Annotated in this window: 17 protein-coding genes and 2 tRNA genes; 3 read left to right on the top strand and 16 right to left on the bottom strand. The window is 51.9% G+C overall.

What is annotated here, in order from left to right:
• Positions 1 to 47 precede the first annotated feature (47 nt).
• The 13 genes from rplK to AAGA79_RS03395 all read right to left on the bottom strand — a co-directional run bounded on the left by rplK (position 48) and on the right by AAGA79_RS03395 (position 11364).
• A complete protein-coding gene (rplK, locus tag AAGA79_RS03455; RefSeq protein WP_411827383.1) occupies positions 48 to 476 on the bottom strand; it encodes a 50S ribosomal protein L11 in 429 nt (142 codons plus the stop codon).
• Positions 477 to 536: 60 nt separating this feature from the next.
• Positions 537 to 1106 carry a transcription termination/antitermination protein NusG gene (gene nusG / locus AAGA79_RS03450; protein ID WP_411827382.1) on the bottom strand — a complete coding sequence of 190 codons (570 nt, stop codon included), beginning with the start codon at positions 1104 to 1106 and terminating at the stop codon, positions 537 to 539.
• Between the two features lie 32 nt (positions 1107 to 1138).
• Positions 1139 to 1366 (bottom strand): preprotein translocase subunit SecE, encoded by a 228-nt coding sequence (locus AAGA79_RS03445; RefSeq protein ID WP_411827381.1) that lies wholly within the window; start codon positions 1364 to 1366, stop codon positions 1139 to 1141.
• Between the two features lie 33 nt (positions 1367 to 1399).
• A tRNA-Trp gene (locus AAGA79_RS03440) sits at positions 1400 to 1475 on the bottom strand.
• A gap of 117 nt (positions 1476 to 1592) precedes the next feature.
• Positions 1593 to 2777, bottom strand: coding sequence for an elongation factor Tu (gene tuf / locus AAGA79_RS03435; protein ID WP_411827380.1), 1185 nt, complete (start codon positions 2775 to 2777; stop codon positions 1593 to 1595).
• Between the two features lie 50 nt (positions 2778 to 2827).
• Positions 2828 to 2902 (bottom strand) — tRNA-Thr (locus tag AAGA79_RS03430).
• A 211-nt stretch (positions 2903 to 3113) separates the two neighbouring features.
• A complete protein-coding gene (locus AAGA79_RS03425) occupies positions 3114 to 3938 on the bottom strand; it encodes a TIGR00282 family metallophosphoesterase (protein WP_411827379.1) in 825 nt (274 codons plus the stop codon).
• A 62-nt stretch (positions 3939 to 4000) separates the two neighbouring features.
• On the bottom strand, positions 4001 to 6622 hold the full coding sequence (locus tag AAGA79_RS03420; RefSeq protein WP_411827378.1) for a tetratricopeptide repeat protein: 2622 nt from the start codon (positions 6620 to 6622) through the stop codon (positions 4001 to 4003).
• 295 nt (positions 6623 to 6917) lie between these two features.
• Positions 6918 to 7538: a uracil phosphoribosyltransferase gene (upp, locus tag AAGA79_RS03415; protein ID WP_411827377.1), complete on the bottom strand. Its 621-nt coding sequence runs from the start codon at positions 7536 to 7538 to the stop codon at positions 6918 to 6920.
• The gene (locus AAGA79_RS03410) at positions 7539 to 8918 is read right to left on the bottom strand and encodes a sigma-54-dependent transcriptional regulator (RefSeq protein ID WP_411827376.1); all 1380 of its coding nucleotides are present in this window, start codon (positions 8916 to 8918) and stop codon (positions 7539 to 7541) included. It abuts the gene before it with no gap.
• Positions 8919 to 9016: 98 nt separating this feature from the next.
• On the bottom strand, positions 9017 to 10036 hold the full coding sequence (locus AAGA79_RS03405) for a S1C family serine protease (RefSeq protein ID WP_411827375.1): 1020 nt from the start codon (positions 10034 to 10036) through the stop codon (positions 9017 to 9019).
• Entirely contained in the window at positions 10002 to 10988 is a 987-nt protein-coding gene (locus AAGA79_RS03400; RefSeq protein WP_411827374.1) for a S1C family serine protease, read from the bottom strand. The genes AAGA79_RS03405 and AAGA79_RS03400 overlap by 35 nt, the downstream gene beginning before the upstream one ends.
• 1 nt (position 10989) lies before the next feature.
• Positions 10990 to 11364 (bottom strand): VOC family protein, encoded by a 375-nt coding sequence (locus AAGA79_RS03395; RefSeq protein WP_411827373.1) that lies wholly within the window; start codon positions 11362 to 11364, stop codon positions 10990 to 10992.
• Positions 11365 to 11426: 62 nt separating this feature from the next.
• On the opposite strand from AAGA79_RS03395, the gene AAGA79_RS03390 reads away from it, so the two are divergent.
• Positions 11427 to 11714 (top strand): putative quorum-sensing-regulated virulence factor, encoded by a 288-nt coding sequence (locus AAGA79_RS03390; protein ID WP_411827372.1) that lies wholly within the window; start codon positions 11427 to 11429, stop codon positions 11712 to 11714.
• A 34-nt stretch (positions 11715 to 11748) separates the two neighbouring features.
• On the opposite strand, the gene argJ is transcribed toward AAGA79_RS03390, so the two are convergent.
• Positions 11749 to 13002, bottom strand: a complete 1254-nt coding sequence (gene argJ, locus AAGA79_RS03385) for a bifunctional glutamate N-acetyltransferase/amino-acid acetyltransferase ArgJ (protein WP_411827371.1) — start codon at positions 13000 to 13002, stop codon at positions 11749 to 11751.
• Positions 13003 to 13113: 111 nt separating this feature from the next.
• On the bottom strand, positions 13114 to 14304 hold the full coding sequence (locus AAGA79_RS03380; RefSeq protein WP_411827370.1) for a class I SAM-dependent rRNA methyltransferase: 1191 nt from the start codon (positions 14302 to 14304) through the stop codon (positions 13114 to 13116).
• Between the two features lie 68 nt (positions 14305 to 14372).
• Here AAGA79_RS03380 and AAGA79_RS03375 point away from each other — a divergent pair, with 68 nt between their 5' ends.
• Both AAGA79_RS03375 and AAGA79_RS03370 read left to right on the top strand, forming a co-directional pair.
• Positions 14373 to 15557 (top strand): RsmB/NOP family class I SAM-dependent RNA methyltransferase, encoded by a 1185-nt coding sequence (locus AAGA79_RS03375; RefSeq protein ID WP_411827369.1) that lies wholly within the window; start codon positions 14373 to 14375, stop codon positions 15555 to 15557.
• Positions 15558 to 15582: 25 nt separating this feature from the next.
• Entirely contained in the window at positions 15583 to 15996 is a 414-nt protein-coding gene (locus AAGA79_RS03370; protein ID WP_411827368.1) for a hypothetical protein, read from the top strand.
• On the opposite strand, the gene AAGA79_RS03365 is transcribed toward AAGA79_RS03370, so the two are convergent.
• Positions 15977 to 17023, bottom strand: coding sequence for an AAA family ATPase (locus tag AAGA79_RS03365; RefSeq protein WP_411827367.1), 1047 nt, complete (start codon positions 17021 to 17023; stop codon positions 15977 to 15979). The two genes, AAGA79_RS03370 and AAGA79_RS03365, sit on opposite strands and share 20 nt — an antisense overlap.
• Between the last annotated feature and the right edge of the window lie 10 nt (positions 17024 to 17033).

Here is a 17033-nt window from a genome sequence, read left to right as displayed (position 1 = left end):
ATTCCTGACCCTCTTGCGGTGTTCCGACTTACGCCGGAACGGGAGAATTACATTCCTTCGACTTCGAGGCCCATTTGACGGGCTGTGCCAGCAAGGATGCGAGCAGCTGCTTCTGGGTCGTTGGTGTTGAGGTCAGGCAACTTGATGTTCACAACTTCCATAAGTTGTGCCTTAGTGATCTTGCCGACTTTCTTTTTGTTTGGCTCACCTGAACCGGATGCAAGACCTGCAGCCTTCTTGAGAAGGTTACCTGCTGGTGGACGCTTGGTTACGAATGTGAATGACTTGTCTTTGTAGACAGAGATAACGCAAGGGAGAACATCGCCTGATTGTGCCTGAGTGGCGGCGTTGAATTCCTTACAGAATGCCATGATGTTTACACCTGCCTGACCAAGAGCTGGGCCGACTGGTGGCGATGGATTGGCGGCTCCGGCTGCGATCTGGAGTTTGATGATTTTGGTAATTTCCTTGGCCATGATGTTGTGTGGTAGATGCTAAAATTCTAAAAACTGATGTGGTAAGAGTGGGCGGTAAACTTATTCGCGTTCGACCTGCCAATACTCGAGTTCCACAGGTGTGGTTCGGCCAAAGATATCCACCGCGACACGGAGCTTGCCGCGTTCCGGGTCGATTTCTTCGACGATGCCGTTTTGAGATTGGAATGGGCCGTCTGCAACTTTGACAGTATCGCCTACCTCGAAAGAGATTGCCGGGCGAACGACTTCTTCGCGTTCCTGAATTTGGGAAAGCATGGCATCAACTTCGCGTTGACGCATTGGTGTCGGGCGGTCCTTTGTGCCAGCGAATCCAATAACTCCGTCCATTTCCTTGATGAAGAACCATGTCTTTTCGACAAGCTCATTATCCTGGGTGGCGAGATACATGTTTACGATGATATAACCGGGAAAGAACTTTTTCTTGGTCTCGGTTTTTTTGCCGCGTCTGATTTCAGAAACTACTTCGGTAGGGACGAGAACTTCACGGATGTAGTCCTGCATTTCCTCGGCTTCCACCTGACGAGCGATACGGTCACGTACCTTGCCTTCCATTCCGGAGAGGACTTGGACAACGTACCATTGGTCTTTGTATGATTTTTCGTCAGGCATGAGAGTAATAAAAGCGGCGTAAAATGGGAAAATTAGCGGAAGACTTCAGTAAGGAAGCCAACGATGAGGACTTGAACGAAGTCCCAGAATTGAACAAATCCAGCGAGTAGGATGACTGCAATCAGCACCACTATCGTAGAGTCGATAAGTTCTTTGTATTTTTTAAAGCCCTTCGCTTTGGGATCCTGATCCCATGGCCAGCTAGCTTTGCGAAGCTCGCCTTTTACTTCACCGATAAAGCCTGTGATTTTGGAAAGCATGAGAAAAGAGATAAGGAAGGGAGAAAAGAAAAGTGGCACGCCAGGAGGGACTTGAACCCGCAACCCTCGGTTTTGGAGACCGATGCTCTACCAATTGAGCTACTGACGCGTTACTATGTAAAAAGAGATGTTTTGAGGCGACTTTAGGGCATCCCGTATTAGCGGGATGCCCCAAGTTTTGGCTTACCAAGTAACTTGCATTACCCGGAACTGCCGTCAATTTGAATTATTTGATGATTTCACCAACGCGACCAGCACCTACTGTGCGGCCACCTTCGCGAATCGCGAAACGCATCGTTGGCTCCATGGCAATTGGGCTGATGAGCTCAACTTCGAGACCGATGTTGTCACCAGGCATAACCATTTCAACACCTTCTGGAAGCTTGATGCTGCCAGTTACGTCTGTTGTACGGAAGTAGAACTGTGGACGATAGTTGGAGAAGAATGGTGTGTGACGACCACCTTCGTCCTTGGAAAGAACGTAGATCTCAGATTTGAAGACTGTGTGACCCTTAACTGTGCCTGGCTTGGCGATAACTTGACCACGCTCGACTTGGTCCTTTTTGAGACCGCGAATCAGAAGACCAACGTTGTCACCTGCACGACCTTCGTCGAGAAGCTTACGGAACATTTCGATGTCAGTGATGGTAGTTTTCTGAGTGTCGCGAATGCCGACGATCTCAACTTCTTCCATTTTCTTCACGATACCGCGCTCTACACGACCGGTGCAGACAGTTCCGCGACCTTCGATGGAGAACACATCCTCGATAGGCATGAGGAATGTTTTGTCGATTGGGCGCTCTGGCTCAGGAATGTAGGCATCAACCGCATCCATGAGTTTCATTACGTTTGCCATGTGTGTCGCATCTCCTTCGAGAGCTTTAACAGCGGAACCCGCAACGATAGGGATATCGTCACCCGGGAAATCGTATGAGGAAAGAAGATCGCGGATCTCCATTTCTACGAGCTCGAGAAGCTCTTCATCATCCACAAGGTCAACCTTGTTCATGAAAACTACGAGAGCCGGAACACCAACCTGGCGAGCAAGAAGGATATGCTCACGTGTTTGTGGCATTGGGCCGTCAGCAGCGGAAACAACAAGAATACCACCGTCCATCTGTGCGGCACCTGTGATCATGTTTTTAACGTAGTCGGCGTGACCTGGGCAATCAACGTGTGCGTAGTGACGCTTCTCAGTCTCATACTCTACGTGAGCAGTGTTGATTGTGATACCGCGCTCGCGCTCTTCGGGAGCAGCGTCAATGTCCGCATAGCTCTTTTTCTCGGAAAAGCCCTTTTCAGCGAGCGTATTTGTGATCGCTGCTGTGAGAGTAGTTTTGCCGTGGTCGACGTGACCGATTGTGCCGATGTTTACGTGCGGCTTGTTGCGTTTGAATGTTTCTTTGGCCATGTTGGTTGTGGTTTCGCTGAGACGTTTTTGAGAAGTGTATTATCAGATCATGGAGCTCGTGGGCGGAATTGAACCGCCGACCTCATCCTTACCAAGGATGCGCTCTACCCCTGAGCTACACGAGCAATTGTTGATGTTTCACTCTTCCTTTCTACCGAAAAAAGAACCGCGATCGTTTCAAGTCAGACTTGAACTGAGCGCGGCACCCCTGACTGCTTGTGGGGAAGAGCGGGCGGACATTAACAAAGCGCGGCACTCTGTCAAAAAAAAATTGGTTTAATTTTCACTTTCCCTTGAACTCCTTATTCTGCCCTGTTCCCCGGATATTTCAAGCAGTTAATCAGCTCCGATCGGTGGCAATTTCGTGAATCTTTCGATGTTGATACACTTTCCAGAGTCACAATCCACCTCGATAATTACCCCACAGAGCCTTACTTGCCCCTTGGCAACCGGGAAACGGGTTGGCATTCCTGATTTAAATCGCCAGACCACAGATTCCACACAACGACCAAGAACAGATTCTTCAGGACCACACATCCCGGAGTCGGTTAGATAGCCCGTACCTCCAGGAAAGATCGTTTCGTCCGCTGTCTGGACGTGGGTGTGTGTTCCGACGACCAACGAAACTTTACCGTCCAGCATCCTTCCCATCGCGATCTTCTCGGATGTCGTTTCCGCATGAAAGTCCAGCAGTATTACCTTTACCCCCTCTTCTAACAGCCTATCCACTTCCTTTTCCACAGCCAGAAACGGATTATCCAGAGGCGGTTGCATGAAGGTCCTCCCCTGTGCCTGCATTACAGCAACTTTGCCTTTCGCCGTATCTAGAACGACGCTCCCGCTGCCGGGAGTTTCCGGAGGATAGTTCAGAGGTCGTAGCAGACGAGGCTCTGTCGGGAAGTAGTCAACAATGTCTTTCTGGTCCCAAACGTGATCACCGGTTGTTATCACAGCTGCGCCGGCCCGCAGGAGATCTATTGCGATTTTAGGAGTGATTCCCTTGCCTCCTGCTGAATTTTCGCCATTCACGACAATGAAATCGAGCGAATGCTCTTCACGTATACCTGCAATTTCGCTGATTACCGCCTTCCTTCCCGGTTCACCGACGATATCTCCAAGAAAAAGTATACGGATTGTCCCCTCATTTTCGGTCTCGCTCATCTATGAGTCGGGACTTTCCGGCATTTTCCCGCCCAAACAATCAAAATTTCCCGAGAAACCTTTTATTCCGGTAGACGACCGTTTTTGAAGCGATCATTTTGCGCACGGATCACAACATCGGACTGCTGGTCAATCTGGGGCATGAACATCACAGCCCGATTTGACCACTCGACTGCCTCTTTTCTCTTCCCTTGGGCAAACTGCAGCTCCGCCATTGTATCCAGATAGGCTGGCTGATTCGGATTTTGCTCCAGAACGGGGCGTAGAAATTCCTCCGCTTCTTCCAGGTTTAATCCTGCTCGAGATGCCAGCCATCCTGCCGTGTTTCTCGTGTTTTCCGATGCCGGATATTTCATGATGACCTCCGATATAACTCCCCAGGACTGGGCAAACCATTCTTCAAGCTCTTTTTCCAAACCAGCCTTGCGCATGATCGGAAAAAAATCATCGGCTAGAATACCGTCAGTTGGGAAATTCAAATATGATCCTTCGAGAAGAGACACCGCACGGGCTCGATCCTCATCAATAACCGATAGAGCCTTTGTCAGATCGGCTTTCAATCTCACTCTCGCATAATCCAGAAGACTCCCGCTTAGATATCTCTGCATTGCGTAGATATGCAGGACCCCTTCATAGCATGAGGAGGAAATATCCCATTCTTCAGCATCCATCATGGATTTGGCGTAATCATCCAACACAGCTACAAATGAGTTATCCTCCGGATCAGCCATCTCTACCGCTTTCTTTTTCCAAATAGCGGCACGCTCATAGTCTCCACCGTAGGTATAGTATTTCGCATTAATCAGACAGCTTTGAGGGAGGCCAAGCGTTAGCCTTTCTACCCATTCATCGTGAGCCCTAGCCTGCTCTTCCATCCCCGCACGCCGATAATTGGCAGCCATGAATGCGTGAATTTCCGGAGAAGAGCTACTTCTGTTTGCCGGAGATTTTTCCAAAAAGACCACAGCTTCCTTCCAACGGCCAGCAGCACTCAAATACCTGTCTATGGAGCGCCATGCCACCGATTGGCCAATAAGATCAAAGATCCGTAGTGCGTTTTCAGTATCGTTCTGCGTAGTTGCAAGCCCCAGAAACCTAGTCGCCAATTGCTTCTGGTCCTCACCCTCCATTTGATTGATAGCCTGCCAACCAATATCAAACCACTCTGAACGTAGATCCTGATTGGCAAATGAGAGCCCCAGTAGTGCACGCGTGGCCTGCAGCGCTGCCATACGGCTCTGGTCCGGCTTCATTTTATTCACCCACTCAAGCCACTGCAGGGCCTCTGTATCCTCTCCCAGGGAAATTCGATAGACCTCCTGCCAACGTCCCTCATTTTCTCCAGCCCAATTTGCGGCCACCTGTAGAGAAAATTCAGGCGCACTACCGCCATTTAACAGGTATTGCTCAAGAAAACTCAAAAATCGGCTTTCGTCTTTGGAAGCCATTTTTTCAAGAGGCCCGGTAAGGGCTTGTGACAACACCTCCCCAAGACCGCGGCGCTCCAGAAAACCCGATACCTGCGCTATTTCGTTTCCTAAAATAAGATCGAAATCATCAGTCTCCTCAACACTTGCGCCCAGTATACGATCCATACGTTCACCCAGCCATGTGGCATAATCAGGACTATCCGGATCCAGTCCCATGATTTTGAGGGCTTCAGGAATACGCTCTTGGCTAAGGTAATAAACAAATGACGCTGTGGAATCGGTTTCATCCTGAAAATCCTCGAACTCTCCGAGACGTCCCAAGAGGGCCAATAACATCATTGAGCGTTCACGTTCGTCGTCGTCCCGTGAGTTCACCTTGCTGGCAAGAGTTTCAAAATCAGCATCTTCAAGGTCTTCTCCCCCCCATCGCTTCAGGGCCAATTTTTTGTAAACTTCCATCGCCTGACGATTTTCAGGGTCCTTATCTTTAAGGCGAATCCAATGGGTTGGATCACCCTGTAGCATTTCCAGTGTTGCGAATAGCTCTACTTGATTCGTTGTAGCAGCCAATTTGGCTGCTTCCGGTATGTCACCTTTCGCCCTGAGCAAGGTCGTCATCCATAGTTCGGAAGATACGTTTTCCGGAGGTTCAATCGCCTCGAATTTTCCATACTTATCCTCATCCGAAACATACATACTCGCCAGCGCCATCAGTGTTGATGGTTCATTAGGCGCAATTCGGAGAAGCTTCACCGCTGTGTCACTATCATTCTGAAAGATCGCTTCGCGTGCACCCACTATTGCAACTCCACGCACCAGATTTCCGAACTCAGCCTGAATTTCCGGTGGCTCTTTTGAATACAGGACCAAAAGTTGACGATAGGCCCTTCTTCTCTTCAAATCACTGAAGACCGCCAGTTTCTCATCTTTTCCGCCCTCCCTGTATTTTTCAATCAACGCGAAAATCTCTTTCGGACTTTCCGGAGTCAAACCCAACTCAAGGAGATCCAGTATTTCAGTCGCCCGCAAAACAGCCTCGGGATCATCCGAATCCGCAACGCCCTCTAAAAGCTCAAGAGCTCCGTCTCCTTTCTCCCATAGTAACTTCGTGGCAAGTTCACGCTCCTGGAAAGAATCGGACGAGAGCTTTTTCACTAGCTCGTTAGCATCGGGAGAATCCTTGGAATTCTCGGAAAGTGCAAGCTGCGCAAAAACACCGAATAGGGCAGCGCAGGTGAGAAAATGAAATTTCATAAACTCGGAAAACGTGCTCTATCCACGAATTTATTCAACCTCGTAGAAATAAAAGGAGTAACCGCTGTGCCGTCCTTGGGGCTGTGAGCCACGTTCCGGAGACTCAAAAGGTGGGGTCGTCCGCAAGATTGCATGTCTTCCTGAGAAGGCATGACAGTCGCCAAACGGATAGTGATCCCTTATTAATAACATCGGTCCGGGCCAGCTTCCAAAATGGTCGAACACAGCAGTAGGCGGAAATTCTACGTGCGGGATCGGACACGCGCAACGGAGATTTTGCAAATTTTCACGATTTTTAGATCGTCCCGAACAGCCTATCGCCGGCATCTCCTAACCCGGGGAGAATGAACCCTTTCGCATCAAGGCACCGGTCGATAGCCGCAGCGTAGATATCCACTTCCGGATGTGCTGTTCGCAGCGCCGCTATTCCTTCTGGAGCGGCCAGCATACAGACGAATCGGATCCGTTTGGCACCCCCTTCCAAAAGCCTCGAGATTGCATGGATAGCTGAACCACCTGTCGCCAACATCGGATCCAATACAATCAGCTCCGCTTCATCGATTTTCTCGGGATGTTTCAGAACATATGTTTCCGGAGCCAGAGTCTCTTCATTTCGAGCAATCCCGATATGGGCAATCCCGGAATCCGGCATAAGATCCAGAAATCCATCCAGAAATCCCAAACCAGCTCGTAATATAGGAACAAGGATCACCGGTCTTACCAGCTTCTCTCCGGAGGTAATTTCAAGTGGAGTGTTACATTCGGTCACACATGTCTGCAAACTAGCGGTAACCTGCGGCACCATCAGCGCAGCGATCCTACGCACCCCGGCTCGAAAATCGCGGGACGAAGTATCCGGATTTCTCAAACGAGTTAACTCGGAAGAAATCAGCGGATGTTCGATGGAGTGGAGCATTTAAGGCTTCGGGACCAGAATTGTTTTCAAATCAGCAATTTCTACGCCAAGAGCTCCGGCAGCCTCCTTCATATCTCCTCCTGCTCTCTCCAGCAACCTTCCGGCCACTTGACGTGAAAGCCAGCTCAGTAAAGGAGCATCCGCAGGTGCGGCATTGATCACCTGATCTAGCCCACGGGATAGCTCTGTATTCCTTCCCGGCACGGATGCCAATGGAATATCCGCCGGCAACAAAATCTGGGACGAAGCCAGAGCGCATGCCCGCGCAACAGTATTTTCCAATTCACGCACATTTCCCGGCCAGTGGTGATTGGATAGGGAAGCGGTTGCCTCGCTCGAGAAACGAATTCTCGCCATACCGTTCTTTCGGGTGATCTTTTGAAGGAAATACTCTGCCAAGAGTGGAATATCCTCCGGCCGTTCACGCAATGGCGGAATCCTTAATTCCACTACATTCAAACGGTAATATAGATCCTCGCGGAATCGACCGGTGGTTACCTCCGTGGATAAATTCTTGTGTGTTGCGGCTACGATCCTGACATCCGTCTTCAGAGTGTCATTGGACCCTACCCTCGAAAACGTTCCATCCTGGAGGACACGAAGTAATTTCACCTGAATCGAAAGCGGCATATCTCCGATCTCATCCAGAAAAAGAGTTCCCCCATCCGCTTGCTCAAATCGACCGGCACGTCTTGCGATCGCCCCCGTGAACGAACCCTTCTCGTGTCCGAATAGCTCACTCTCCAGCAGATTCTCCGGGATAGCACCACAGTTGATCGTGATCATCTCCTGCTGTTTGCGCGGGCTGTATTCATGCACCGCTTTTGCAACAAGTTCCTTTCCGGTTCCACTCTCCCCGGAAATAAGGACTGGTGCGTCCGAGCGCGCCACCCGCCCAACGAGCTTGAAAACATCCTGAAGCGCCCGTGAAACCCCGATAATTTTCACCCGACCATCCGAGCTAGGCATCTGAAGTGCCGGCTCCTCGGCTTCACTGCGGTCCTCCACGGTCTGTAGAGCAGACTCGACCACTGGACGTAGTTCGAAGGAAAGTGATTCTTTCTTCAGGACATCATGTGCCCCCTTCTGGGTAGCCTCGATGATCTGCCCTGTCGTAGGGAATCCTGTGGTTAAAATCACCAACGTATCAGGACTCTGCGCCTTGATCCGCCCTAGAAGATCCAGCCCGTCGAATGGCTGCAGCAATACAGCGGAAACCACCACATGTACCTTCGTTTTCTCGATCACCTTGATCGCCTTTCCGGCATCATCGCATCTGAGGATGCGCAATCCTTTTGCAGCTAGGTGCTTCGTAGCCCAGTCGAGGAAATCCAGATCAGGATCTACTAGGAGCAATGTTTCTTCTTCGGAGTCAGGCATCGGACGTGTGAGAGGTTCTTGAATGACGGCTCTTTATGCAAGCGACAAGATCATTCCTTCTTGTAGAATCCAAAAGGGGTAAATAGTCGCGCTTTTGCCTACCTTTTTGCGCCGGCCAACATCGAATCAGCCAATTTTTTGAGCTCTTCCACAGGAATTGCAAAGGTTTCCGCCCGATTTGCCCGTGCGATGTTCATCCCTACCACTTTCCCGTCCAGAGTGATCACCGGACCACCCATTGTACTCGAATTTGCCAGAATATCGTGCTGCATCACCCTTGGGAAGCCACTGCGTCTCTCGGAGAAATCGCCACTCATCTGATCATTCCTGTCCAATTCCTGAAAAACTTCCCCCCGCGCCGATAGCCTGACCTTCAGCAAAATTTCCTCGCCATCACGGATCACCATCAAATCGATGGATTTACCTGCTTTCTTGTCTTTCAGAAACTCCGTGAGACCACCGACGCCGGAAATCCCCTCACCATCCACGCTGAGAATTTGATCACCCACTTTCACTCCTGCTTCTTCCGCCCCACTTTTTTCGGAAACAGCCTTTACCATCAGAGCATCCTTTTCTTCCTCCAGCTCTACTCCGAGCACCGCCCCACCATCCGGCTCAATTTCACGTGGGCTAGCGCTGACAATCCCAGCCAGGATTCTCCTCTTCGTGCGACTGGTCGCCCCATTGACAACCAGCCATGTCCCCTGCTCCAACCCGTCACTGCTTTCTGCGAAATCAGCGGGCGTAAGACCTTTCCCATCCACCTTCAACAAAGCCACATCCCACGAATCATCGACCACCACCACCGTAGCTTTATCGAAAGATTCCCGGTCGATTCTTACATTCAGCGCATCAGCCCCGGCGATCTCGCTTGCCTTCGTCAATACATAGCCATCGTCACTGATGACCACCCCGTAGGCGATCTCCGATCTCCCATCGTATAAAACCGCGCTACACTTTTGAATCACCTCCCGCTGGTTTTCGAAAGCCGCAAGAACCCCCATTCCCGACATACGGAAATTTGTCTCAAGCGTCTGTTGGCCGAAAGCACTCCCCATCAAGAGGTAGCATATCGCCAAAACCTTACCGCGATCCCAGCCGCACCTCGATTGTCTCATTTTTCCCATCACGTATAACTTCAAAAACCAGTAAATTTCCCGCCACCATCTCGGCTAAAGCGTCTTGCAGCCCTTCTCGGCTCTCCAGCTGTTCACCGTCCAGGCTTACCAATAGATCGCCTTCAAAAATACCGGCCGACTCAGCGGGACTATTTTTTCCTACCTTTGTCACCAGGATCCCTCCCTCGGCCTTCTCGGTAATTATCCCCAGAAAGCCCTTACCCTTCTCTGGCTTCGCAGCAAATGGCCCCTCTCCTATAAATTCGGACGCAAGCATCCCATCCCAATTTTCGAGAAACTGTCCTACCGGCACATGCATATTTACCGGCAATTGCGGGCCAACCCTTGAGTGGATACCAATTAGGCGCCCGTCCATATCAAACAACGGACCACCCGAATCACCGCCGATCAGCGTTCCATCCGTCTGAAATGTGGAATTAGCTACCCTCACCAGCCTACCAATTCTCGCAACCGCTCCGCGCGCTTGGTCGAAGCCCCCTGAATGCCCTAGGGAGAAAATCCAATCAGCCAGCTTGGTGTCATTGTCCCTGTTGATCTCCACCACCGGGAATTTTTTATCCCCGGGCAGTTTCTCAGTAATCTGAATCAAAGCCGCATCAACATCAGCCACCAGTCCGAGGCTCGTCGCCTCCAGCCGTGTCCCATCAGGCATGATAATTGTCACCAGCTTCCCTACACCCGTGGAAACGTGGGCAGCGGTCATCACCAAACCATCTTCCGTGACTATCACCCCGCTACCGGTTCCGTTCCCCAGATCCACGCAGACGGTCGCCGCCTTCGCCTTAGGAATAGCTTCCTGCAAAGCTTCCTGGATCGACAAAAGATCAGCCTCCGATTCCGGTGCCTTTTTACTGTTCAACGGAAAACCAAACGCGGCCACCGGCAGAAAGCCGATCGCTAGCAGAACGCAGACTCGTTTCAGCGGAAACATACTAGCGCTCTAGAATCTCCACCTCGTATCCATCGGGGTCGGTCACAAATGCCATTTTCCGCTCACCGCCGGTAAACTTTTCACGCCACTTGGAAGGCCAGATCTCGATCCCCGCCTTTTCCACCTTATCGCAATACTCCACGATATCAGAGACACCCAATGCGGTATGCATCAGATCCTCCGGGCAGCTCCCGTTGAAATCCGGAGAATAGGTCAACTCTAGGAAAACGTCATTTCCCTCCAGCTCCATAAACACCAGCTTATTTCCCTCCGGTGAATCCTTCTTCACACCCTCCTTGTAGCCAAGTTTCTCGTAAAACGAGATCGACTCTTCCAAACTTTTCACCCGTATCCTTGTATGCAAAAACTTGATCATCACTGAAGATACTACCCTCCACCTTCTTCCCCGCAAGCAACACTGTATAAAAATCCGAAATCATGAACTTCACTGAAATCGATCGCGAAGACTTCCGGAACCTTCTCGCGGAAATTCATCAGACACACATCCCTTTCGGCATGTTCGGGAAAGAAAAATACCCTCCAAGGGGTGTCCCGATCTTTGATCTCCCGGAGGAATACCTTCTCTGGTTCAAGCAGCGCACCTTCCCGAAAGGCCGCCTCGGCGAGCTCATGGCCCACGTCTGCGAAATCAAGGAAACCGGAATGGACATGATTTTCGATCCACTCCGCAAAGCCAACGGCGGCCGCACCAAGCTAAAACTCTAGCAGCGGCCATTCACATCAGCACCACCGCGCAGGGTCATACCAGCCCATCTTTCCGCGCCTGCTTCCAGTAAGCATACTCGGATCGATTGAAATCAACATACTCTGGAGAAAGATCACTCGAATACATGGTATAGCCTGCCTCACCCCGGTTCAGATTGATCACAATCTCGAACTCCGGCTTGGCCACTATTTTCCGTAAATCTTCCATTGGCGTTTCAGCCTGTAATCCTCCGAGGCAGGCAGCCTTCCCTCCGATGTGAATATCGATTAATTCCTCGCGAATCCGCGCTCTGGAATAGCCCACCGCATGAATAATTCTTCCCCAGTTCGGGTCCTCACCATTCCAGGAAGATTTTACCAAAGCTGATTTACAAACTGCCTCGGCGACTTTCTTCGCATCCAGATGTGTGCGGGCACCTTCCACCTTCACCGTCACGAATTTCGTCACCCGCTCGCCATCTCTTACGATTTCCTTCGCCAGCTCCAGCATCAGCCAGCCCAGCGCATCCCTGAATTGCTTGCAGCCCTCGCTACCACGGGCAACCAGAGGCATTCCGGAAGCACCATTTGCCATCACCATCACCGTATCATTGGTGCTCATATCGCCATCAATGGTGATCCGGTTGAAACTCTCTTCCACGGACTCCTTCACAGCGCGCTCCAGACAGCTCTGTGATAAATTCGCATCCGTCGTGATAAAGCACAGCATCGTTGCCATACTCGGGCAAATCATACCCGCCCCCTTTACGCACCCACCCAGTCGGACTCTGTGCCCATCAATATCGAACGAGATCGCCAATTCCTTTTCCCGCGTATCACTTGTAATGATCGCCCGCGCCACATCATTGCCCTTTTTCTTGTCCAAGCTAGCAACCAGCTCCTCCATCCTAGGTTCCACCCGTGACATAGGCATGGGCAAACCAATTACACCGGTCGAGCAAACACCCACCTGCGTGCGCCGCAGCTTGAGAGGCTTGGCCACGCCTTTGCACATCGTCCGCGCATCCTGGATCCCCTGCACCCCGGTGCACGCATTCGCATTTCCCGAGTTGACTACGATCGCCCGTACATCCCCGTCCGCAAAATGGTTTTTCGAAACCTTGACCGGTGCCGCCTGCACCCTGTTCGTCGTAAAAGCGCCGGCCGCAACCGAAGGAACTTCCGAGTAGATGAGAGCAAGATCCAGTCGGTCGCTGTCGGGATTTTTAATACCACAACTCACCCCACCGGTTAGGAAACCTTTGGCAGCTCCCACCCCCCCTTTGATACGTGTTATCGGAAAATCCATTGTAAAAAATTCGACCCGGAACTTACCCCGACAATCCCCGAACCGACAAGAAAATCCTAATCTAACGCCCAAAACGGGGAAAATTTCGCAATCCCCGCTTTTACCGGAGCACTACCCGATTACCCGACCCCAGATCGCTTTCAGATAGCGCGACTCCGGATAGTTCGAGAGCGTAGGGTGATCTCCACCCGCGCCGGTTCTATCAAAAACCTGCAACCTCTTGTCCTGCCTGTGCACCACACCGGTCACAATATTTTCGAAAGCATCCACACCCAGCTGCCCGGAACAGGAATTCGTTACAATCACACCATCTTTCTCCACCAACTGCACAGCCAGCTTGTTCAGATCGTGATACTTCGCGTATCCCGTTTCATCGTCTTTTCCGAACATGAATTTCGGAGGATCCACCATTACCACATCCCACTTGCGGCCATTTTCAATCATGGTCCGCACCCAGGTAAACGCATCGGCATGAGTAAGCTTCACCTTCGCGCTGTTTAGATTCGCGTTCCGCTTCGCCATCGCGACCGCAGCTTCATCCAGATCCACCGCCGTCACCTCGCTCGCGCCACCCAAAGCAGCGGAAACCGAGAAACCTCCCGAATAGCAGCAAAGATCCAAAACGGATTTACCCTCTACCAACTCGCGGAACTTCTTCCTGTTATCGCGCTGATCGCAGAAAAAGCCGGTTTTATGCCCTTGAGAAAAATCAATCTCATACCTCACCCCGTTCTCCACCACCTTTACCAGGCGCACATTGTCACTTTCCACACCGCCATGCCTTGGTATTCCCTCGATTTTTGCCAAATCGGAATCCACCTGCACCACCACCTGCTTCGTGCCGAACACCTGATGCATCAGCGGCAACCAACCTTCCAACCTCATCCATGCGGCTAGCGCGGTAATTTCCACGGAAAGAACATCCCCGAATTTATCAGCAACCATCCCGGGCAGAAAATCCGCATCCCCATGCACACAGCGGTAGCAATCCGTCTCGCCATCCAGCTTCAGGATATTCCTCCGCAACTCCCCCGCCCGCACAATCGCACGCTCGAAAAACGTATCATCCAGATCCTCCAGAGAGTGACTCACAATCCGCAGCGGCATACGCGCCTTTGGATTCCACAGCCCCCAACCGAATCTTGTCCCCTGTTTACCGAATACCTCGACCAAATCTCCAGCCTTTGCATCCCGCGAAACCTCCCCCACCATCTTCGGCCAAATCGAAGGGTGAAACGTCTGATACTTTAAATGAACTGTAGCCACCCGCACATCCTCAACATACAGATCTACAAAAAGCAAGAAACCGCTTCTTTCTCACTCCCGATAACACATCTTTCTGAAATTCTAAATTTCCACATCTACTTTCCATGAAACTACATCGCCATCTCTGCGCCTCCACACTCGACCTCGCGAAAGCCGTTCTCCTCAACCACCGCGTCCTTGACCACGAACTCGCCGCCGCCTTTGAAAACAACAAGAAATGGGGCAAACGCGACCGCTCCTTCGTGGCGGAAACACTCTTCGAAGTCACCCGCTGGCGCCGCTCACTCTCCTATCTCGTGGATTCGGACGATACCAATTCACTCATCACCGCCCAGTGGGTCCTCATGGGCTTCGAACTCCCGGAATGGCATAAATACACCGGACGCCCGCCGGAAGAAATCATCGCCCGCCAGGCAGATATCCCGGACCAACCCCGCGCAATCCGCCAATCCATTCCCGACTGGATGGACAAACTCGGCTACGAAGAGCTCGGTGAACAATGGGAACCCCAACTCACCGCCCTCAACCAGAAGCCATCCGTTTTCCTCCGCGTAAACACCCTCCTTTGCACCCTTGAGGAAGCACAGGAATGGCTCGCCGAAAATAACGTCGAGACAGCCCCGGTCGATGGACACCCATACGCACTTGCGCTCCCTCCGGGAAAAATTCTGCCAAAAGCACTCCGCCTCGACGGTCGCATTGAAATCCAGGACCCGTCCTCCCAGCAAATCGCTCCATTCCTTGATCCACAGCCCGGCCAACGCATTATCGACGCATGCTCCGGTGCCGGTGGAAAAGCACTCCACCTCGCCGCCCTATCGAAAAATGAGGCCCGCATCTACGCCATGGATGTCGATGAAAAGAAACTCGCCCAGCTCAAGCAACGTGCAAAACGCGCCCGCGCCACCTGCATCGTCCAAAAGGCCATCATCGAAACCACACCCACCGATTTCGCAGACATCGCGGACTCACTCATCATCGATTCCCCATGCTCCGGCCTCGGCACGCTCAAACGCCAACCGGACCTCAAATGGCGCCTTAAACCCGCCGCCCTCAAACGCGTCCAGTCCATCCAAGCGCAACTGCTCGCGGAATACCCGAAAATGCTTAGATCCGGCGGAAAACTGCTCTACGCCACCTGCTCCATCCTACCCTCCGAGAATCAGGAGCAGATCGCCAGACTGCTTAAAAATAACCCGGACAAATACAGACTCATCTCTCAGCAAAACCTACTCCCGTCCGAAACCGGACACGATGGTTTCCATGCTTCTTTGCTCGAAAAACTCTAGAAACCCCTTCTTAGTAGTCCGCGAAATGAAGCCATTACTCCTCCTCGCCTCCGCTCTTCTCTTCGCCTGCCAGCCTACCACCTCTACTTACGCGCACTCACCCTTCTCCAAGGAATTCGTCCCGGATCGGACACCCGTATCCACATCGGCTACGCTTCAGTCACTCCTCAAAACTCTTCCCGTCTGGGACGTTCCGGAGGAAGGTATCGATGAGTGGGTCGCCGGTGGAAGAACTCCAAATGAGAATACGCTTTTCGTAGCAGGCGATGGCGCCCAGGTAGACCTACGCCTTACAAAATTACGCACTCCGGACCGCTACGAACTCAAACTCGGCACCGAAGACTGGCCGGAAGGCGGAGTGGACTACTACATCCTCCAGCGCATGGAAAACGGCTGGAAACCCCTCTCCCACGTGAGCCCTAAACTGAGTTACGAATAACAATTTCAGAACCGGCAACTCCCACGGAAAAAGTCTTCGCACCCGCATCTGCCAGCATCGCCCTCGCTAGTGGTGGCTCCAGATGCGCTCTAACCCGCCGCGCCAGATCCCTTGCACCATAACGTTTATCGTAGCCGGCATTCAGAAATTCACGCGCTGCACTATCCACCTCGATCGTGACCCCGTGGCGTGCCAATCGGAGACCCAGTTCCTTCAGCTCCACGTCTAGGAGATCGCCGATCCAGCCATCTCCCAGCTCTTCGAAAAACACCACCTTATCGATCCTATTCAGAAACTCGGGATCGAATTTACGCCTCAGAGCTTCCTGCAGAATCTCCTTTTCCCGGCGCTCCGCTGGCAATCTCCCCAGCCATTTCCGCCAGCCACTTTCGAATTTCCGGCGATAGCTCTCCAGCTCCCTGGCGCCCTCATTGCTGGTCATGAAGATCATCGAGTTCTCGAAATTCACCTCCTTCGTCCCTGCGGAAAGCTCAAGCACGCCCGCATCCAGGACATTTAGAAGCGCCCTGGCCACAGACTGGCTCGCCTTTTCTATCTCATCGAAAAGCACCATCCCCGGTCGCCCGTAGCTCCCAGCCACCTTTTCGAAATCGAACAATGTGTGGTTCTCCTTGCTCCCGACATAACCCGGAGGTGCACCGGTGATCGCAGCCGCATAATGCTCCTGCGCAAGTGTGTTCATATCGATCCTGCAGAGCTTATCCTTGCTTCCCAAAATACTCTCCGCCAGCGCACGCACGGTCTCGGTTTTCCCGACACCTGTGGATCCGAGGAAAAGCAAAACCGCCAGAGGTCGTCCATCCCTGCCGAAATCTGCTTTCACAACATCCAGCATATCACCTACAGCCCCATACATCTGTGGCTGCCCGATAATGCGGCCCTTCAGCCGCTCTTTGATCGCCTCGGGATCGAATAGAAATCGAGTCATCCTCGGCTCCGCGGCCAAGGACTTCCCGATCTCATTCTTCTCCTGATTTTCGGCTAATACCCCATTGATAAAAGGCACATTTCCCTCC

Origin of the sequence: Luteolibacter sp. AS25 (genome assembly GCF_046736275.1) — a bacterium.
Taxonomy (GTDB): domain Bacteria; phylum Verrucomicrobiota; class Verrucomicrobiia; order Verrucomicrobiales; family Akkermansiaceae; genus Luteolibacter.
This window is presented reverse-complemented; position numbering and strand designations above follow the sequence as displayed.